A 19,131-nucleotide genomic window follows, 5' to 3' on the forward strand; every position below is an offset into this window, starting at 1 on the left:
GCGCCAGTGTACCACCTTGCGGCGGCGCGGCCCCAGGCGCGGCCTCAGCCCCGGGGAATGGCCGTCGATTCGCGCACCACCAGCTCGGGTTTCAGGCGCACGTCGAGCACGGCGGAATCGGGCGAATCGATGGTTTGCAGGATCAGCCGGGCCGCTTCCGTGCCGATGCCGTGGTGGCGGATGCGGATGGTGGTCAGGGGCGGACGGATCATGTCCATGTAGGGCATGTCGTTGTGGCCCACCACGGAAATATCTTCGGGGCAGCTCAAGCCCAGTTCGCGGATGGCGTCGTAGCAGCCGAGGGCCACGAGATCGCTGCCCGTCACCACGGCCGTCGTCCGCGGCGACTGGCGCAGCAGTTCCAGCAGGGCGGCCTTGCCGCATTCGCGCGAATAGCCGCTGCTTTCAAACACGAAGGCTTGCGAGGGATCGAGTTCGCTGGCCTGGATGGCGGCCAGGAAACCGAGGCGGCGCACGTGGCCGGTGGACAGGTTTTCCGGGCCGGCAATATGCGCGATATGCCGGTGACCCAGCGCCAACAAGTGTTCCACGGCAAGGCGCATGCCGACCACGTCGTCGCTGACGACGCAGGAAGCGACGCCCGTCTCGTCGCTGCGGTTGACGGTCACCACCGGCACATTCTGGTCGATGCACATCTTGATGACGGGATCGTCGCGCCGTGCGGTAGCCAAAATCAGGCCATCGACCTGCTGCCCCAGCAGGCGGTTGATGACGAACAGCTGCTCTTCCTCGTCGGCGCCGACATTGGCGACGATGGCCAGGTAGCCATGCTTGCGCAAGCCTTCCTCGATGCCCAGCAGAATCGGCGGAAAAACCGCGTTGGTAATGTCGGGCAAAACCACGCCGATGATGCGCGACTTGCGCGTGACGAGGGTGGAGGCGGCGCGGTTCGGCCGGTAACCGAGCCGGCCTGCTTCGGCCAGCACGCGCGCGGCCACCTCGGCGCTGACCATTTGCCGCGTTGCCGGGTTCATCACGCGTGAAACGGTGGAAAAGTGCACGCCACTGGCCCGCGCGACGTCGCTTAAGGTGGGGTTCTTGTTTGTCATGGGCTTCCCGGATCGCAATACCGTGATTTTATCGTAAAAATTCCCCATTCCGTCAAAAACCGAGCAAACGCTTGCATTGAGATAAAGCCGTTTCCCAAAGCGGTTTTGACACTCTTAAGTACAATCCAGCCTTGACAGCGTGCAAACGCTTGCATAACATGGCTCGGATTGACCACTCGGGCCCTGTATGCCCTTCCCAGAATTCCTATGTCTACTTCGCACAGCAAGCACGCCGAACAGAACGGCGAAACCTTCAACCTGAAAGAAGCCGCCCTCGCCTATCACGCCGAACCTCGCGCAGGCAAGATTTCCGTCACGCCAACCAAACCGCTGGGCGACGCCCGCGCGCTGACCCTGGCGTACTCGCCGGGCGTGGCCTTCGCCTGCGAAGCGATCGTGGAAGATCCGCGCACGGCCGGCACCTACACGTCGCGCAGCAACCTGGTGGCCGTGATCACCAACGGCACAGCCGTGCTGGGCCTGGGCGATATCGGTCCGCTGGCCAGCAAGCCGGTGATGGAAGGCAAGGCTTGCCTGTTCAAGCAATTTGCCGACGTCGACGTGTTCGACATCGAACTGGCCGAGAACGATCCCGACCTGTTCATCGACACGGTGGTGCGCATGGAGCCGACCTTCGGCGGCATCAACCTGGAAGACATCAAGGCGCCGGACTGTTTCTACATCGAACAGCAATTGCGCAAGCGCATGAACATTCCTGTCTTCCACGACGACCAGCATGGCACGGCCATCATCGTCGCGGCCGGCATCCTGAACGGCCTGGAACTGGTGGGCAAGGATATCGGCAACGTGAAAGTGGCTGTCTCGGGCGCTGGCGCGGCATCGATCGCCTGCCTGGACTTGCTCGTCTCGCTGGGCCTGAATAAATCGCTGCTGAAAGTGTGCGACAGCCAGGGCGTGATCTACCCGGGCCGCGATGCCAGCATGGAAGAGAACAAGGCGCGCTACGCGAACGACACCAGCGACCGCGACCTGGCCGACGCCATGGTTGGCGCCGACATTTTCATCGGCGTCTCGAAGGGCGGCGTGGTGAGCGCGCAGATGGTCGAATCGATGGCCGCCAAGCCGCTGATCTTTGCCCTGGCCAATCCGCATCCGGAAATTGCCCCGGAAAAAGTGCATGCCGTGCGCGACGACGCCATCGTGGCCACGGGCCGTTCGGACTACCCGAACCAGATCAATAACGTGCTGTGCTTCCCGTACATCTTCCGTGGCGCGCTCGACGTGGGCGCCACCACCATCAATGAAGAGATGAAGCTGGCCTGCGTGCGCGCCATCGCCGCGCTGGCCAAGGAACCATTGCCGGGCCATACCACCAGCGCCCTGACGCCGCTGCAACTGATTCCATCGCCGTTCGATGAGCGCCTACGCAGCTGGGTCGCGCCTGCCGTGTCGCAAGCGGCCATCGCCACCGGCGTGGCCACCCGCGTGCCAGCCACCGCCTGAAACGCGTGAGCGGCCTAGCTGCCTTGTCAAAATAACAGCAAGTTACCATTGCTTACAAAAAAACCATGGCTAAAAACCATGGTTTTTTCATTTCCCCCTTGAGATCGCCCGTGCAGTTATCAAAGAGTAAAATTCCAGGGACGTTTTTGTTGCCACCTTCGATTACAATGACGCCTACTTTATGTTGCTACAGTTGCCATAATGGCGACGATGTGCGTTACCAAGGATATTCATGCTCGGCCTGACCTCTGTTTGTGTTTTTCTCTTTTCGGCATTGGCGTTGGCGGTCAACAGCGGATATTCCCTTGGCGCCCTGGTGCTGCTGCTGGCCAGCAGCTGGCTGCTATGGAAACGCCCCCGTCTGGATCTGCAGCGCCGGGACTATCTGCTGATGGGCGTGATGCTGACCTACTTCTTTATTTTCACCGCCAATATGCTGTATCAGGGCGATCCGGCGCGAGAACTCGACATGCCCTTGCGGGTACTGCTGGCCGTGCCCGTGCTGCTGCTGCTGCTGGCATATCCGCCACGGCCATCAGCATGGTGGAGCGGCGTAGCCATCGGCGCCATGATGGGAGCGGCAATGGCATTTTGGCAATTGATCGTATTGCACCTCGAACGTCCACAAGCTGCAACCAGTAATGCCATTCACTACGGCAATGTCAGCATGCTGATGGGCATGCTGGCCCTGTGCGGGCTGGACTGGGCACGAGAGCAGCGCCATCGCATGACATGGTCCATCCTTTTGCTGGCCGGCGCTCTGGCCGGAGTCCTCGGCTCTGTCGTCAGTGGCAGTCGCGGCGGTTGGCTGGTATTACCCGTCTGTGGCTGCCTTTTTTCGTACTATTATTCGAAGGGCCGCGGCGCACGCTATCTGGCCGCTATTCTCGGTGCACTGCTGGCCGCGTGCATACTTGCCTACATACTTCCCAACTCCCGCGTGCCCCAGCGCGTGGCGGTGGCTGTCAATGACATCAAACAGTTCCAGGACAGCGATAATGTGACCACGTCCATTGGCCAGCGCATGGAAATGTGGCGCACTGCATTGACCTTATCAAGTAACCATATCTGGATCGGCATGGGCCGCAATGGTTATTTGGCTGCAAAGCAACAGCTAGCTGACGCAGGCAAAATGAATGCGGTTATTAAAAACCATACCAATGCCCACAACGACTACCTCGATGCCCTGGTCAAGCGTGGCATCGTCGGTGTAATGGCCTTGCTGGCGCTCTTCCTCGTTCCGTTGTCCCTGTTTGCCCGCGCCCTGCGCCACAGTGCCCCTGGAGCTCAGCCATATGCGCTGGCAGGCGTGGTACTGTGCACCTGCTACATGATTTTTGGTCTGACGACGAGCTCGCTCACCCTGAATATCGGCATCATCATGCTGGTCTTCCCGATAGTGATGCTATGGGCCATGCTGCGCCAGCAAGAACGCACTGCCTGAGCTCGTTTTTCGCCTGACCGTTTTTGCTGTCCCCTGCAAGGAACCATACCGATGCTCACGCCCGACCTGAAGCGCCTCACCGCACTGCACGCGCCCTACAAGAAACACCTGGCCCTGGCCCTGCTGGCGATGGTCGTCACGGCGGCCACGGAACCGCTGCTGCCGTATGCGCTCAAACTGCTGCTCGACAATGGTTTTGGCGGCAAGGTGAATTTTTCATTCTGGCTGGTGCCGCTGATCGTCATCGGCATCTTTGCCATGCGCGGCGCGTCGACGTTCGCCAGCAGCTACCTGATGAGCTATGTCTCCACGCGCATCCTCAACGAGTTGCGGCGCCGGATGTTTGCCAGCATGCTCAACTTGCCCATCGACTTCTACAATACGCACACGGTGGGCAAGGTCATCAACTCCATCATGTTTGAGGTGCAGCAGATCATCGAGATGGTGACCAAGGTGTTTACCTCGATCGTGCGCTCCTCGCTGACCGTGCTGGGCCTGCTGGCGTGGCTGCTGTACCTGAACTGGGTGCTGACCCTCGTGACCCTGGTGCTGCTGCCCCTGCTGACCATCGTCGTGCGCACCACGGGCAAGCGCTTGAAAAAACTCAACCGCGACTCGCTGGCCGTCAATGCCGAGCTGACCCAGGTCATCGAGGAAACCACGCGCGCCCAGCAGGTGATCAAGATCTTTGGCGGCCAGGACTACGAAAAAGCGCGCTTCGAAGAGCGTGCCGAGCAATTGCGCCGCTACAGCATGCGCATGACCACGACCTTTTCCGCCACCGTGCCCATCACCCAGGTGATCACGGCCGCCGCCGTGGCCCTGGTCATCGTGATGGCCCTGTTCCAGTCGGAGCAGGGCCAAATCACGGTGGGCGGCTTCGTATCCTTCATCACGGCCATGTTGATGCTGCTGACACCGTTAAAACAGCTGGCCGAGGTGAATGGTCCCCTGCAGCGCGGCATGGCCGCCGCCGAGGAAGTCTTCCAGCTGATCGACAAGACGCCGGAACGCACGGGTGGCACGCCGCTCGCCGGCCGCAGCAAAGGTCGCATCGAATTCAAGGACGTGAGCTTTGCCTACCCCGGACATCAGGAGCCGGCTCTGCGGCACATCGACCTGAGCATTGCGCCAGGACAAACGGTCGCCTTTGTCGGCATGTCCGGCGGCGGCAAATCGACCCTGGTCAGCCTGCTGCCCGGTTTTTATTCGGCCAGCAGTGGCGAGATCTTGCTCGATGGGCAGAATATCGATGCCATCGCCCTGACCAGCCTGCGCAGCCAGATCGCCATGGTCAGCCAGCAGGTGGTGCTGTTCGACGATACCCTGGCCGCCAATATCGCGTATGGCGATGCAACGCCGGACCGGCAGCGTATCGAAGCGGCCGCCGCCGCCGCCTTCCTCTCGGACGTCATCGACGGCTTGCCCGATGGCCTGGAAACGCGCCTGGGCGACAATGGCTCGCGCCTGTCCGGCGGCCAGCGCCAGCGCGTGGCCATCGCCCGCGCGATCTACAAGGATGCGCCCATCCTGATCCTAGATGAAGCCACCTCGGCACTGGATACGGAGGCGGAACGAGCCGTGCAAGCGGCACTGGAGCACCTGATGCAAGGTAAAACCACCTTAGTTATTGCTCATAGGCTATCAACAATTGAACGTGCGGACCGTATCGTGGTATTGTCACACGGGAAAATAATGGAAACCGGCAGTCACCAGCAATTATTGGAAGCCAACGGCGCGTATGCCAATCTGCATCGCCTGCAGTTTTCCCAGCAAATGGTTTGACGCCATCGAATGAATACCTGAAATCGTACTGATACATGACGCCTTTGATTCCCGCCGAACTTCTACAAAAGTCGGACAAAATTCTTTTCATCGCCCATCTGGCGCTGGGAGACTTTACCTATCTGCAAAACGGTTTCCGCGCCTTTGCCGCGGCCTATCCCCATATCCAGATCCACCTGTGGGTCGATGAAGTCCGCCGCACGTCCGACTCCAGGCAATGGGAAGGCTTGCGCACCTATTCGCTGTACGACTGGGTGGAACAATCGGGCCTGTTCGCCAAGGTGTACCGCAAGACCTACAGCCCGGCGCTGTACGAAGAGTCACTGCGCGAAGCGCAGGCGGAACACTATCCTGTCGTCGTGTCGCTGGCCCACGTGCGGCCACAGCAGTATGCGGACCTTGCCCGCGCGATCAGCCCGCACGGGCTGGTGATCGGCACGCGCAAACCGTTCAGTCCGCTGCGCCCCTGGCATTACCTGGCCTACCGCAAGATCGATGCCGTGCTGGCCTCGTATGCGGGACAGGATGCGGGCGAGCACCATATCAGCAGCGTATATGCGGACTGGTTCCGTCAATTGACGGGACTCGACATTCCCGAGGCCGAGCGCTATCCCTTCGTGCACATTCCCGAGCACGCACTGCAGCAGGCGCAGGAGCAGCTGGCCGCCTGGGGCTTTGCCCCGCGCCAGGGTCCGCTGGTGCTATTGAATCCGTTTGCCAAGTCGCACAAGCGCGGCTGGCCGCTGGAGCGCATCGCCGAACTGATCGCGCGCATGCAGGCGATGCCAAAGTGGGCAAATGCCTGTTTCCTGATCAATGCCATGCCGCAGGAACTGGCCAAGGTGAATGCCGTCGTGCAGGCGCATGGCTTGCCGCGTACGCAAGCCTTCAGCGCCGTCGACAACTTTTTCCAGCTGCCGGCCATGCTGGCGCAATGCGACCTGATTATTTCGGTGGAAACGTCGATCATGCACCTGGCGAACGCCGTGCATGTGCCCGTGGTGGCGCTGATGCGCAAGAAGAATCCGGAATGGGCGCCGTTCGACAGCGCCAACAGCACCGTCATCACGGTGGCCCGGCGCAGCGACTGGGTCAAGGCGATCTCGGTCGATCAGGTATTGCAGACCGTCGCCTAGGCAACGCGGCACCGGCTAGCCGGTGCCCAGCATGCTGATGCGCACAAGGTCGGCTACATTGTCGACACCCAGCTTGTCCATCAGGCGCGCCTTGTGCACTTCCACCGTGCGCACGGAAATGCCCAGTGCCGGGGCGATATCGCGGTTGTGCTGGCCCGTCACCACCAGATGCATCACTTCCCGCTCGCGCGGCGTCAGCGCGCGCAGCAAGGCTTGCCCCTCCACCTGGCGCAGCAATTGGCCGCGCGCATGCGCCTCGCGCGAAAACGCTTCATCGATGGCGGCCAGCAGCTTGTCGTGGTCAAACGGTTTTTCCAGGAAATCGCTGGCCTGCGCCTTGAAGGCCTGGCGTGCCAGGGTGACGTCGCCGTGTCCCGTGATAATGATGATGGGCAGCATGCATTTCAGCTCCAGCAAGCGACGCTGCAGGCTCAGACCATCCATGCCGGACATGCGGATATCGATCAGCAGGCAGCCGGCCCACTCGGGCCGCCAGCTGTGCAGGAAATCCTCGCCGCAGGAAAACAGGGCCGTGCGATAGCCGCGTATGCCCAGCAGCAAACCCAGCGCATCGCGCACGGCGGGGTCGTCATCCACGATAAACACCGTCAAATTACTTGTCACCATACTCTCCTGTAGCGGCCGCGCTGGCGCGCGCCAGGGGCAGGACAAAACGAAAAATGCCATGCCTGCCCACTTCGGCCCATAGCTGGCCGCCATGCGCTTCGACGATGCTGCGGCTGAGCACCAGCCCCAGACCCAGGCCGTTGGCCTTGGTCGAGACGAACGGTTCGAACAGGCGTGCCGCCAGGCTATTGGAAATGCCGGGGCCGCTATCCTCCACCGACAGGCGCAGCCGCCCGCCTTCGAGCCGCTCGACAGAGACCGTGATGCGGCGCCGGCCGCGCGGCTGGCCCATCACCGCATCCTGCGCATTGGCCAATAAATTACGCAATACCAGCTCGATTTGCAGGCGGTCGGCGTTGACGGCCAGCGGCGACGGCGGCGCCAGCACCAGTTCGATGCCATGTTCATGAAACAGCGGCGTGAACTGGCGCGCCATGCCCTCGATCAAGGCGCTCGCCTCCACCGCTTCGAGCTGCATCGCGCCGGTGCGGAAAAAGTCGCGCAGGCGGCGCACCACGTCCGCGGCGCGTCCGGATTCGACGATCATATGTCCCACGGCGCCCTGCAGCAGGGCGCCAGTCTCGCCCCGTTCCAGCAAGTATTCGCACGCCTTGCCATAGGTCGACAAGGCCGTCAGCGGCTGGTTCAGCTCATGCGCGAGCGCCGCCGCCATCTCGCCGGCGGCCGCCAGGCGCATCGTGTGTTTCAATTCGTCGGCCACCTGGCGCATTTCATCGACGACGATGCCGATAAAAAATCCCACCAGCGCCAGCACGGCATCGAGCAGCTGCAATTCATAAAACTGGATATCTACCGCATGCGTCCATTTCACCAGGGTAATGATGCACAGCTGCAATACAAACACGGCCAGCACGGCGCCATGCAAGCCCTGGCGCGAGGCGGCCCAGATCACGGGAAGAAACAGAAAATAGAAATGCTTGTATTCGGAACGCACGATGGAACCGAAGAGGCTCCACAGCACGAAGCTGGCGAGGGCCAGATACGCCAGGGTTTCCCAGCGCCAGACGGCGGCATGCAGGCGTTCGCGCCCCCGCTCGCTGAACAGCACCCAGATCAGCGGCATCGATACCAGCATGCCGACCATGTCGCCGATGCCGAAACGCCAGACTGCCGTCCCCCATTCGCCGGCCGGGATGCGTCCCGTCAGCGACAGCAGGGAAATGTAGCCGAGCGCATTGAGCACGGTGCCCAGCAGCACGATGGCAACCCAGGCGCTCAGGCGGCGCCGGTTGTCGAAAATGTCGCTGCTGCTGAAACTGCGGCGCAAGACTGCGCCGATACCGCCATAGCCGAGCATCAGCCACGCCGAACAGAGCAAGGTCAGGGGCAGGCCTGCCGGCATGCCGCGCACCAGCACCTCGCCGGCCACCAGGGCGATAAACCACGGCAGCGCCGCCTTGCGGCCGTGGATCAGCCAAAATACCAGGCCCAGCGCGGGATCGGGATTCCACGGGGTGATGTTCAGCCCGTACATCGGGTCGATATACGTGGCCCAGTCAAACAGCAGATACAGGCCGACAAAGGCGGGATACGGCAGGTAGCGGGACAGGAGTGGGCGCATAACGGTGTTTTTTAACTGTCCCGCATTATGCATCGCAAGCGTGCGCCACGCCATGCCATCTTGCGTTATAAGCACACAAAATAATTTTCATGCAATATCGCAACGCGCGCCGACAGAATCAGGCCTCGGCCAGCGGCAAGCGCACCTCCACCAGCAAGCCCAGGCCACCATTGCCTCTGTGCAACTGAATCGTGCCGCCATGCTGTTGCACGACGGAAGCGACGATGGACAAGCCCAGGCCGCTGCCCGGCTGCGGCTGCTGCGGCGCGCGGAAAAAGCGGTCGAACACGCGTTCATACAGCGCCGGCGCGATACCCGGCCCCTGGTCGGCCACATGCAACACGGCCTGGCCCCGCTCCGCATGCAGCGACACCGTCACGCTGCTGCCGCGCGGGCTGTACTTGATGGCGTTTTCCACCAGATTGTCAATCAGCGACACGAGGCTCTCGCGCTGACCGGGCACGCTGAGCGAAACGCTAGCTTGCAATTCGAGCTCGATCTCGCCCGCCTGGGCCAGGCCGGACAGGGCCGCCAGGCGGTCTTGCAGCAAGGTATCGAGCGCCTGGCGCCGCGGCAGCTCGCCCCCGCCGGCCTGCACTTCGCTGCGCGTCAGCTGCAGTAACTGCCCCACCAGGCGCGCGGCCCGGTTGCCGCTGTTCAAGATACCGTCCAGCAACTCTTGCTGGCGTGCATCATGCGCCTGTCCCTGCAAGGCCTCGACATTCACGCGCATGGCCGCCAGCGGCGTGCGCAGCTCATGCGTGGCGTCGGCGATGAAGCTGCGTTCGCGCGCGGCACTGGCATCGACCCGCTGCAGCAGGGCATTGATATTGTCGACCAGCGCCGCCAGTTCGCCATGCGGCGGCTTGAACGTCAGCGGACGCAGATCCTGCGGCCCGCGCGCCGCCACCTCCTGCGCCACCTTGCGCCACGGGCGCATGGCAAGGCGGATCGACAGCCAGGCCGGCACCAGCAGGAACGGCAGGCTGATCAGCAACGGCAGCAGGTAGTAGCCGCGTGAATTGATCGTGATGAAAAATTGCCAGGCGCCGCCCACTTCCAGCACCGTGACGCGGGTGGCCCCTTCGGCCAGGCTGCGGCTGCGCCAGGCCTGGCCCTTGACGTACACCACTTCCATCTGTTCCGGGCCGGCGCTGCGGATGCCGCTGGGCGCACTCGGCGACTTGTAGACCAGCTTGCCCTCGCGCCAGACCAGGATGCGCGGCGCCAGTTCCGGCACCTTCCCCATTTCAAATTCCTCGCGCAAGGCTTCGTCGATGGCGCGCAAGCTTTGCTCCTGGCGCACGGGCTGGTCGGCCAGGTTGTCGGTCACGCTGATAATAGCGTGCAAGACCCCGCGGGTCACATTGCTCGCTTCGCTCGTGCCCTCGAACAGCACATATGCCACGGCCAGGCTCCACAGCACGGTCAGCATCAGCATTTGCGCCATCATCAGGCGGCGCACCAGGGTGGGCCGGCGCAGCATGGCCCAGAAACGCCCCATCATGCGCCGGCACCCGGCGGGACGGATGTCTCGCCCTGCTGATCGATGACATAGCCGACGCCGCGCACGGTACGGATATACCCCTCGCCTATCTTGCGGCGCAAGTTGCCCATATGCACATCCAGGGTATTGCTGGCATTGGCCAGCCCACCGGGCAGGATATGCTCTTCCAGCACGCGGCGCGTGATGACCCGGTTGGCGCGCATCAACAAGGTTTTCAGCAGGGCATATTCGCTGGCGGTGAGTTCCACAGGCCGCCCATGCACGCTGACCCTGCGCGTGGGCACCTGCAACAGCAGGCCACGCAACTCGATGGTGTCGCCATCGAAACCATAGCTGCGGCGTGCCAAGGCGCGCACGCGCGACAGCAGCTCGGCCAGCACGAAGGGCTTCACCAGGTAATCGTCGGCGCCGCCGTCCAGGCCCCGCAAGCGCTGCTCCAGCGTATCGCGGGCGCTGAGGATCAGCACCGGCAGGCGCGCCGCGCGCAGCCGGGCCAGCAAATCGAGGCCATCGCCGTCGGGCAAGCCCAGGTCCAGCAGCACCAGTTCGCAACTGTCGTGCTCGATGCTGCGCGCCGCATCCTCCAGGCTGCGCACCCAGACCACTTGCATGCCCTGGTCGCGCAGGGCGATCCGCACGCCATTGCCCAGGTCCATATCGTCTTCAATCAGCAGTATCTTCATGGTGAGTATTAAACCACCGCAAGCTGAAGAATGGGTAAAGAAGCGCTCTTCATCCAATCTTAATAAAAGGCTCATTTTTCCTTCATAGCAAGGATAGATACTGTCGGCAGTCAATCGAGCCACTCCGGACTCGGTTCTCCACCTGACGGAAAATTCCATGCACGCACCCACAACCCTGCTGACCGCGCTGGCACTCGCCAGCGGCATGATCCTCAACCCGCTGGCCGCCGCCGCGGCCGAACCGGCCCCGCAAAATATCTTCACCATCGGCGGCGGCGTCGCTGCCGTGTCCAGCTATTCCGGCGCCGACAAGCTGTCGGCCTCGCCCCTGATCATCCTCGATTACGCCATGGCCAATGGCCTGTTCTTCAGCACTTCGCGCGGCATCGGCTATGGCGGCCAGGCCGGCCCCTTCAGCTACAGCGCGGCATTGGGCTACCGCGGCAACCGCGAAGACCACAAGCGCAATGGCGCCAATGGCTGGGGCGGCAGCGACTACCTGAAGGGCATGGGCGAAGTCAAGGGCAACGCCAGCGCTCTGCTCAGCGCGGGGTATTCGCCCTTGCCGGGCCTGTCGCTGAGCGTGTCGAGCGACATTCCCCTGTCAAACCGCGAAAATGGCGCGAATGTGCATTTCGGCGCGACGGGCCAGATCTACGGCCGGACCGATGCCAAGGGCGCGCAGCAGGACAGCGTGACCATCGGCGGCCAGCTGGGCTGGGGCGAGCGCAAGTACGTGCAGACCATGTATGGCGTGACGGCCACCCAGGCCGCGAACACCTCGTTCAAGCAATACACGCCCAAGGGCGGTTTCTATGAAGCACAGGCCACCATCAACTGGGAGCACCGCTTCGATGCGCGCTGGGGCATCAATACCCTGGTCGGCGTCGAGAGCCGCCTGGGCGACGCGGCCAAGAGCCCCATCGTGCAGCGCAAGACCTCCCCGGTCGGCGCCGTGTACGTCACCTACCGCTATTAAAACCGTGACGGCATAAGGGAAACCCGTACGCTGTTTCGCCAATTTACAGAGGGAAAGGGCACCGATAAGATGGCGCGGTTTCCCCCTTCCCTTGACGTCCCTCCATGCATGCTTCGCGCCTTGCTCCGCAACGCCATGACCGCGCCCCAGACAGCGCCGCGGCCACCCACGGCACCGGGAGCCAGGATACGCTGCAGCTCCTGCTGCCGGTCAAACGGGCCAGCGACATCGTCTTTGGTGCGCGCTACGCCAAGCGGCTACAGGAATGGGGGATATGCGTGAGTGTCAGCCTGCTGCATGTGACGCCAGCGCAGGCACGCCCTGCCACAGGCCTGCCGCAGCAAGGCGCAGCTGAAGACGCCGGCAGTACGCTCACGCTGGCAACCGAGCAAATCATGCACGAGGCCGGCTTGTACCTGAGCCGTTCACATATTGACTTCACCACCCACATTTTTTCCGGCGAAATCATTTTTACGATACTCGACACGGCCGAAATGCTGGGATGCCATGAAATTGTCTTACCTGCCATTAAGAAAAGTTCCTGGCGAAACCGATTCTCGGACGCCCTGGCGCGCAAGCTGGCCCGCGCCAGCCGTAGCGCCACCGTGCTGCTGGCCAATACCGATGGCATGAGCTACCCGCCGCTGCGCTAATGCACGGCCCGCAGCCACCACCGTTCCCATTCACCAAGGAAAATGCCTGATGACACAAGCAATTACTCTGCATGCTGGTCTCACCAATATGCCCCCGGGCATCGCCCGCCTGCGCGAGCTGTTCAAACTGCAATTGCGGGCACGCCTGCAGCAGCGGCAGACCCGCATCTGGCTCAAGTTGCTCAATTCCCACCCCGTCTTTGGCGACCTGTTGCAAGCCTACCCGCGCCTGGTCCACAAGGTGTACCGGCATTACCTGAGCAAAAGCCTGTCCTGCCAGCAACGAGTCTCCATGCTGGTCGACCACTATCACTTCATCCTGCAGCAAGGCTGGGGCAAGCTGATGGTACAAGCTGCACACCAACCGGTCTTTCTCGCCATGGTACCGGGAAAATCCGGTTCGCTCTACCATCTGCGCCTGTCTTCGCTGTTCCGCATGGACCGCGAAGGCGAGATGGTCTTGCAACTGATCCATGATGACGATGTGCTCTACACAGTGGTCTTTACCTTCTTCGGCTGCCGCACGCGCGCACCCAGCGATACCGGTGTGGGCATCGGCTGCATCCAGGGTCCGCAGGGCGCGGAAGGCTTGCGCCGCGTGCGCGAAGCCACGCGCGACCTGCACGGCATGCGCCCCAAGTTCCTGATGATACGCCTGGTACGTCAACTGGCATACGAGCACGGTTGCCGAACCATGCTTCTGGTAGGCAATGCCAACCGGGCCGGCCACCATTCGGCAAAGAAGAATGGCCGGCTGCTCGCTGACTACAATGCATTGTGGCAAGAACTTGGCGCCACGGCCCGCAGCGATGGCGACTTTGAGTTGCCATGCGAAACTCTTCCCGCGCTCGCCCTCGAAGAGATCGCTTCCAAAAAACGTTCGGAAGCACGCAAGCGCCACGAACTGACCTTGAACATGATCGACAGCCTGCGCAACGGCCTAGCATCGCATCGCAGCCATGTCCACGTCGCCGTGCCCGGCATCGCCATGGCCGCCAATGACACCCAGCATCCGGCCGAATTCGACGACGAGCACTTTTCCGCCGCAACCTGACCCTCTCCCTGGTATTGGCCAGGCGCCCCGCCCCCGCGCCCGCATTCATTCCGCCACGCAATACCCCAGTTCGCCTCCCGCACGTGCGCAAAAACCATGCGCCGCACATTCCTGTTACGCTAGCAAGATCGGTGTGCATTCCTGGCGCGCCGGTTCCCCCAACGCTTACTAGGAGGCAAGTCATGCGCGTAGACATCTACCGCCGGGCCGAGCACGGCGGCATTTTTTCCTACCTCGCCGTGCCGGAAGGAAAGCTCATTCCGGAAGAAGTTACCAATACCGACTGGCAGCTGGAAGTACGCGCCAGTGAAGTGGCCGACGATGCCGAGATCTTGCCCAACTACCATATCGAACAGCCGCACCAGCAGATCGCCGCCAAGGGCTATGCGATCACGGGCCTGAAAGACATGTAAACAAAAAAAGCCAAACCAGCATGTCTGCGGTTTGGCTTTGTTGCATGCGCCGGGCAGTACCGGTCAGTATTCGACCGCCACTTCTTGCGCACCCAGCATTTGCTCCAGCGCCATCTGCAATTCATCCGATGGTGCCACTTTCCATTCGTCCCCGAACTGCAGCACGCAACTGACGCCTTGCGGGCTGACCTTGGCGGCGATCGGCAATCCATCCGCAGCCCGGTGCGGCATGATCACGTCGCTGATGCGTTTCATGTCCAGCGTCGTGGGCAGAGTCAAGCCCAGCTGGCGGCCATACTGCACGCGCGCGGAGATGATGTCGAAGGCGCTCTCGGCCGTGATGCGCAAGCCGCCCGAAAAGCGGTCTTCCGACACCTTGCCCACGACGGCGAGGAATTCATCTTCCTTGAAGATTTTCCGGTTGGAATCGAACAATTCACCGTACACCGTCACTTCCACCGTGCCGCTCTTGTCGTCGAGCGTGACGATGAGGATCTTGCCGCGCTGCGTCATCTGCGTGCGCAAGCCCGTGATGACGCCCGCCATCATGCGCGGTTCGCGCGACGGCGACAGTTCCGATAGTTTCGTGCGGGCAAAACGGCGTGCCTCGGGCGCATACGAGTCGAACAGGTGGCCGGACAGGTAGAAGCCCAGCGCGATCTTTTCTTCCGTCAGGCGCTGTTTGTCCGTCCATACGGGCACCTTGACGTACTCGGGCGGCGCCACCATGTCGCTGTCGTCGCCGCCGAACAGGCTCACCTGGTTCGCCGCCTTGGCCGCCTGGTCGGCGCACTCCATGGCGAACGCCACGGACGCAAGCAGGATGGCGCGGTCGACCTTCAGGCAATCGAAGGCACCGCTGCGAATCAGGGATTCGATGGTGCGGCGGTTGATTTGCTTTTTATCAACGCGCTTGCAGAAATCGAACAGGCTGGTGAATGGCCCGCCCACCTCGCGCGCGGCGATGATGGCTTCGATGGCATTCTGGCCCGAGCCCTTCACGGCGCCCAGGCCATAGCGGATCTGCGTGACTTTCTTGCCGCTCACGGATGGCGCAGCGCCGCTCGGCATGAAGCGGTAATCGGATTCGTTGATATCCGGCGGCAACAAGGTCAGCTTGCAGATTTCCAGCGAGTCTTCCACCAGGATCTTGATCTTGTCCGTGTCGTCCATGGCCAGCGACAAGTTGGCGGCCATGAAGGCGGCCGTGTGGTGCGCCTTCAGGTAAGCCGTGTGGTATGACAGCAAGGCGTAGGCGGCGGCGTGCGATTTGTTGAAACCGTAGCCGGCGAACTTTTCCATCAAATCGAAGATCTCGTCGGCCTTTTCCGCCGTCAAGCCATCCTTCGCCGCACCGGCGCGGAAGATCTCGCGGTGCTCGGCCATCTCTTCGGCTTTCTTTTTACCCATGGCGCGGCGCAACATGTCAGCGCCGCCCAGCGAGTAGCCGCCGACGATCTGCGCCATCTGCATCACCTGCTCCTGATACACCATGATGCCGTAGGTTTCGGACAGAATCGATTCCGTACGCGGATCGGGATAATCGAAGCGTTCGCCGTGCTTGCGCTTGCAGAAATCCGGAATCAGGTCCATCGGGCCCGGACGGTACAACGCCACGAGCGCGATAATGTCTTCGAAACGGTCGGGACGCGCATCTTTCAGCATGCCCTGCATGCCGCGCGACTCCAGCTGGAACACGGCCACGGTCTTGGCCTTGGTCAGCAGGTCGTACGATGGCTTGTCGTTCAGCGGCAAGGTGGCCAGATCGAAATTGGCTTGCGCCGGATCAAGCTGCTTGATGTAGCGCACGGCGCGGTCGAGAATCGTCAGCGTGGTCAAGCCCAAAAAGTCGAACTTCACGAGGCCGACGGCTTCCACGTCGTCCTTGTCGTACTGCGACACGACGCCCGAGTCGCCACCCTGCGTGTACAGCGGGCAGAAATCCGTCAGCTTGCCGGGAGCGATCAGCACGCCCCCCGCGTGCATGCCGATATTGCGCGTGATGCCTTCGACTTGCTGCGCCAGGTCCAGCAGCTGCTTGACCTCTTCCTCGTTTTCCAGGCGTTCCTTGAGCAGCGGTTCTTCCTCGATGGCGTCGGCGATCGACACGGGTTTGCCGGGCTTGAACGGGATCAGCTTGGAGATGCCGTCGCAGAAGTTATAGCCGAAATCCATCACGCGGCCCACGTCGCGGATCGCGCCCTTGGCCGCCATGGTACCGAAGGTAGCGATCTGCGAGACGGCCTCCTTGCCATACAAATCCTTGACGTGCTGGATGACTCTGTCGCGCCCCTCCTGGCAAAAGTCAATATCGAAGTCGGGCATCGAGACGCGTTCGGGATTCAGGAAGCGCTCGAACAGCAGGTTGTATTGCAATGGATCAAGATCGGTAATCAGCAGCGAATACGCCACCAGCGAACCGGCGCCCGAACCGCGGCCCGGGCCGACGGGCACGCCGTTTTCCTTGGCCCACTGGATAAACTCGGCCACGATCAGGAAGTAGCCGGGGAACTTCATGTTGCAGATCGTGTCCGTCTCGAATTTCAGGCGCGACTCGTAGCGCGGACGCTCCTTTTCGCGCTTTTCCGGATCGGGATACAGCTGCAGCAACCGTTTTTCCAGGCCCGCCTGCGATTCGGCGACGAGGAACTGGTCGATCGTCATGCCGTCCGGCGTGGGGAAGTTCGGCAATTGCGGCTTGCCCAGGGTCAAGGTCAGATTGCAGCGCTTGGCGATTTCCACGGAATTGGCCAGCGCGGCCGGCAAGTCGGCGAACAGCTCCGCCATGTCGGCCTGCGACAGGAAGCGCTGGCTGTCATTGAAGCGCTTGACCCGCTTGGCGTTGGCCAGCATTTCGCCTTCGGCGATACAGGTGCGGGCTTCGTGGGCAATAAATTCCTCTGGGGAAATAAATTGCACGGGATGCGTGGCCACCACGGGCAAGCCCAGCTTGGCCGCCAGCGCCACCGCATGGCGTACCTGCGCTTCCTGGTTGGCCTGGCCGCCGCGCTGGATTTCCACATAGAAATGGCCGGGGAAAATCTCGGCCCAGCGCTGCGCATTGCGCTCGGCCAGGGCCAGGTTGCCATTTTCGATGGCGATACCGACGTCGCCGAAGTGCGCGCCAGACAGCACGATCAAGCCATTGGCCGCACTTTCGCCCGGATACAGCTCATAGGTATTCGTCGCCAGCGCCTGCAGCCATTCGATGCGCAGCTCGGCGCGGCCCTTGTACTGGTTCGTCAGCCAGGCCGTCGACAGCAATTCGCACAGTTGCAGATAGCCCATGCGGTTCTTCGCCAGCAGCAGCAGCCGCGACGGCTTTTCGCGGTTGTCGTCATTCGTGATCCACACGTCGACGCCGACGATGGGCTTGATGCCCTTGCCGCGCGCTTCCTTGTAGAACTTGACCATGCCAAACAGGTTCGACAGGTCGGTGACGGCCAGCGCCACCTGCTTGTCCTTCGCCGCCGCCTTGACCACGTCGTCGATGCGCACCAGGCCATCGACGATCGAGTACTCCGAGTGCACGCGCAAATGGACGAAGGCAGGACCGGGCTGCATCGCTTGCTGTGAACCTGCCGGAGCGCCGGCCTCTTGCATTACCATTTCCATCCTGTGTACCGTTTCGTGCAAAATTCAATGGGGTCTATTCTACCGCGTCGCGGCCCCGGACCGGCGGTGCGGCCCCCTATTGCAGGCAAGAAATTCCTGCCGTGCACAGCCCGCCGGCACGGCAAAACGTGGCCGGCCGGGTATCCCGCCAGGCCTGTCGGGCTTATAATATCGGCTGTTCAGTCTAACCCGATCGCCATCATGCAAGCCTTCACCCCAGCAACACCCGCCGTTTCCGCCGCCGTCAGCCCGTCCGCCACCACGTTTGTCAATATCGCCGCGTATAAATTCATTACGCTCGACGATACGGAAGCCATGCGTCCCTTGTATCAGGAGCAATGCCTGGCTCTGGAACTGAAGGGAACGATCCTGCTGACGCCGGAAGGCATCAACATGTTCCTGTCGGGCACGCGCGAGCATATCGATGCCTTCCTCGCCTGGGTCCGCAGCGACGCGCGTCTAGCCGATCTGGAGTGGAAGGAAAGCTTATCGAACGAACAATCGCACAAGCGCATGCTGGTCAAGCTGAAAAAAGAAATCATCACCATGCGCATGCCGCTGATCAAGCCGGAACTGGGCCGCGCCCCGTCCGTCGACGCGCATACGCTCAAGCGCTGGCTCGACGCCGGCGTCGACGATGCGGGCAAACCCGTGGTCATGATGGAAACGCGCAACGCCTTTGAAGTGGATGTGGGCACGTTCAACAACACACTTGATTACCGTATCGACAAGTTCACGGAATTCCCGGCCGTGGCTGCCGCGCACAAGGATGAGCTGGAAGGCAAGACCGTCGTCACCTTCTGCACGGGCGGCATCCGCTGCGAAAAGGCGGCCATCCACATGAAGGAAATCGGCTACGACAGCGTGTACCAGCTTGACGGCGGCATCCTGAAATACTTCGAAGAGGTCGGCGGCGAGCACTACACGGGCGACTGCTTCGTCTTCGACTACCGCACGGCGCTGAACCCGAAACTGGAACCGACGGAAACCGTGCAATGTTTCGTCTGCCGCGCCGTCGTCACGCCGCGCCAGCAGCTGGCGCCGGAATATGTGTATGAAGTGTCTTGCCCGCACTGCTACGTGTCCAAGTCCTAAAATAGGTTGACAGTGTTTCTTGCT

14 protein-coding genes and 1 pseudogene are annotated in these 19,131 nt (G+C 61.9%); 9 read left to right on the plus strand and 6 right to left on the minus strand.

The window, feature by feature from the left end; all coding sequences use genetic code 11:
- Nucleotides 1-44: 44 nt before the first annotated feature.
- Nucleotides 45-1,070 (minus strand): LacI family DNA-binding transcriptional regulator, encoded by a 1,026-nt coding sequence (locus O0881_RS11620; RefSeq protein WP_289911348.1) that lies wholly within the window; start codon nt 1,068-1,070, stop codon nt 45-47.
- Nucleotides 1,071-1,277: 207 nt separating this feature from the next.
- On the opposite strand from O0881_RS11620, the pseudogene O0881_RS11625 reads away from it, so the two are divergent.
- The 4 genes and pseudogenes from O0881_RS11625 to O0881_RS11640 all read left to right on the plus strand — a co-directional run.
- Nucleotides 1,278-2,516: pseudogene (locus O0881_RS11625) on the plus strand (malic enzyme-like NAD(P)-binding protein); the annotation flags it as partial.
- Nucleotides 2,517-2,766: 250 nt separating this feature from the next.
- On the plus strand, nt 2,767-3,978 hold the full coding sequence (locus O0881_RS11630; RefSeq protein WP_289911349.1) for an O-antigen ligase family protein: 1,212 nt from the start codon (nt 2,767-2,769) through the stop codon (nt 3,976-3,978).
- Nucleotides 3,979-4,029: 51 nt separating this feature from the next.
- Nucleotides 4,030-5,763 carry a lipid A export permease/ATP-binding protein MsbA gene (gene msbA / locus O0881_RS11635; RefSeq protein ID WP_289911350.1) on the plus strand — a complete coding sequence of 578 codons (1,734 nt, stop codon included), beginning with the start codon at nt 4,030-4,032 and terminating at the stop codon, nt 5,761-5,763.
- A gap of 35 nt (nt 5,764-5,798) precedes the next feature.
- Entirely contained in the window at nt 5,799-6,899 is a 1,101-nt protein-coding gene (locus O0881_RS11640; protein WP_289911351.1) for a glycosyltransferase family 9 protein, read from the plus strand.
- 15 nt (nt 6,900-6,914) lie between these two features.
- Here the strand turns inward: O0881_RS11640 and O0881_RS11645 are convergent, their stop codons facing one another.
- The 4 genes from O0881_RS11645 to O0881_RS11660 all read right to left on the minus strand — a co-directional run bounded on the left by O0881_RS11645 (nt 6,915) and on the right by O0881_RS11660 (nt 11,298).
- A complete protein-coding gene (locus O0881_RS11645; RefSeq protein ID WP_077408234.1) occupies nt 6,915-7,526 on the minus strand; it encodes a response regulator in 612 nt (203 codons plus the stop codon).
- Complete coding sequence (locus O0881_RS11650) at nt 7,513-9,108, minus strand: ATP-binding protein (RefSeq protein WP_289911352.1); 1,596 nt, start codon at nt 9,106-9,108, stop codon at nt 7,513-7,515. Before O0881_RS11650 ends, O0881_RS11645 begins: the two co-directional genes overlap by 14 nt.
- A 118-nt stretch (nt 9,109-9,226) precedes the next feature.
- Nucleotides 9,227-10,615: an ATP-binding protein gene (locus tag O0881_RS11655; protein ID WP_289911353.1), complete on the minus strand. Its 1,389-nt coding sequence runs from the start codon at nt 10,613-10,615 to the stop codon at nt 9,227-9,229.
- Complete coding sequence (locus O0881_RS11660) at nt 10,612-11,298, minus strand: response regulator (RefSeq protein ID WP_289911354.1); 687 nt, start codon at nt 11,296-11,298, stop codon at nt 10,612-10,614. The genes O0881_RS11655 and O0881_RS11660 overlap by 4 nt, the downstream gene beginning before the upstream one ends.
- 157 nt (nt 11,299-11,455) lie before the next feature.
- Here O0881_RS11660 and O0881_RS11665 point away from each other — a divergent pair, with 157 nt between their 5' ends.
- From O0881_RS11665 to O0881_RS11680, 4 genes are all read left to right on the plus strand, one after another.
- Nucleotides 11,456-12,277 carry a MipA/OmpV family protein gene (locus O0881_RS11665; protein WP_289911355.1) on the plus strand — a complete coding sequence of 274 codons (822 nt, stop codon included), beginning with the start codon at nt 11,456-11,458 and terminating at the stop codon, nt 12,275-12,277.
- 104 nt (nt 12,278-12,381) lie between these two features.
- Nucleotides 12,382-12,930: a universal stress protein gene (locus O0881_RS11670; RefSeq protein WP_289911356.1), complete on the plus strand. Its 549-nt coding sequence runs from the start codon at nt 12,382-12,384 to the stop codon at nt 12,928-12,930.
- A 49-nt stretch (nt 12,931-12,979) separates the two neighbouring features.
- Complete coding sequence (locus tag O0881_RS11675) at nt 12,980-13,984, plus strand: VirK/YbjX family protein (protein WP_289911357.1); 1,005 nt, start codon at nt 12,980-12,982, stop codon at nt 13,982-13,984.
- 182 nt (nt 13,985-14,166) lie between these two features.
- On the plus strand, nt 14,167-14,397 hold the full coding sequence (locus tag O0881_RS11680; protein WP_289911358.1) for a DUF6139 family protein: 231 nt from the start codon (nt 14,167-14,169) through the stop codon (nt 14,395-14,397).
- A 63-nt stretch (nt 14,398-14,460) separates the two neighbouring features.
- Here O0881_RS11680 and dnaE read toward each other — a convergent pair whose 3' ends face one another.
- Complete coding sequence (gene dnaE, locus O0881_RS11685; RefSeq protein ID WP_289911359.1) at nt 14,461-18,000, minus strand: DNA polymerase III subunit alpha; 3,540 nt, start codon at nt 17,998-18,000, stop codon at nt 14,461-14,463.
- A gap of 213 nt (nt 18,001-18,213) precedes the next feature.
- On the opposite strand from dnaE, the gene O0881_RS11690 reads away from it, so the two are divergent.
- Entirely contained in the window at nt 18,214-19,107 is an 894-nt protein-coding gene (locus tag O0881_RS11690) for a sulfurtransferase (RefSeq protein ID WP_289911360.1), read from the plus strand.
- Nucleotides 19,108-19,131 lie beyond the last annotated feature (24 nt).

It is taken from the genome of Janthinobacterium sp. SUN100 (genome assembly GCF_030397705.1).
Lineage (GTDB): Bacteria > Pseudomonadota > Gammaproteobacteria > Burkholderiales > Burkholderiaceae_D > Janthinobacterium > Janthinobacterium kumbetense.

Bases quoted from the DNA above. Each gene is read 5' to 3' on its own strand.
- O0881_RS11620 (WP_289911348.1), bottom strand. From the start codon at position 1,070: ATGACAAACAAGAACCCCACCTTAAGCGACGTCGCGCGGGCCAGTGGC.
- O0881_RS11630 (WP_289911349.1), top strand. From the start codon at position 2,767: ATGCTCGGCCTGACCTCTGTTTGTGTTTTTCTCTTTTCGGCATTGGCG.
- msbA (WP_289911350.1), top strand. From the start codon at position 4,030: ATGCTCACGCCCGACCTGAAGCGCCTCACCGCACTGCACGCGCCCTAC.
- O0881_RS11640 (WP_289911351.1), top strand. From the start codon at position 5,799: ATGACGCCTTTGATTCCCGCCGAACTTCTACAAAAGTCGGACAAAATT.
- O0881_RS11645 (WP_077408234.1), bottom strand. From the start codon at position 7,526: ATGGTGACAAGTAATTTGACGGTGTTTATCGTGGATGACGACCCCGCC.
- O0881_RS11650 (WP_289911352.1), bottom strand. From the start codon at position 9,108: ATGCGCCCACTCCTGTCCCGCTACCTGCCGTATCCCGCCTTTGTCGGC.
- O0881_RS11655 (WP_289911353.1), bottom strand. From the start codon at position 10,615: ATGATGGGGCGTTTCTGGGCCATGCTGCGCCGGCCCACCCTGGTGCGC.
- O0881_RS11660 (WP_289911354.1), bottom strand. From the start codon at position 11,298: ATGAAGATACTGCTGATTGAAGACGATATGGACCTGGGCAATGGCGTG.
- O0881_RS11665 (WP_289911355.1), top strand. From the start codon at position 11,456: ATGCACGCACCCACAACCCTGCTGACCGCGCTGGCACTCGCCAGCGGC.
- O0881_RS11670 (WP_289911356.1), top strand. From the start codon at position 12,382: ATGCATGCTTCGCGCCTTGCTCCGCAACGCCATGACCGCGCCCCAGAC.
- O0881_RS11675 (WP_289911357.1), top strand. From the start codon at position 12,980: ATGACACAAGCAATTACTCTGCATGCTGGTCTCACCAATATGCCCCCG.
- O0881_RS11680 (WP_289911358.1), top strand. From the start codon at position 14,167: ATGCGCGTAGACATCTACCGCCGGGCCGAGCACGGCGGCATTTTTTCC.
- dnaE (WP_289911359.1), bottom strand. From the start codon at position 18,000: ATGCAAGAGGCCGGCGCTCCGGCAGGTTCACAGCAAGCGATGCAGCCC.
- O0881_RS11690 (WP_289911360.1), top strand. From the start codon at position 18,214: ATGCAAGCCTTCACCCCAGCAACACCCGCCGTTTCCGCCGCCGTCAGC.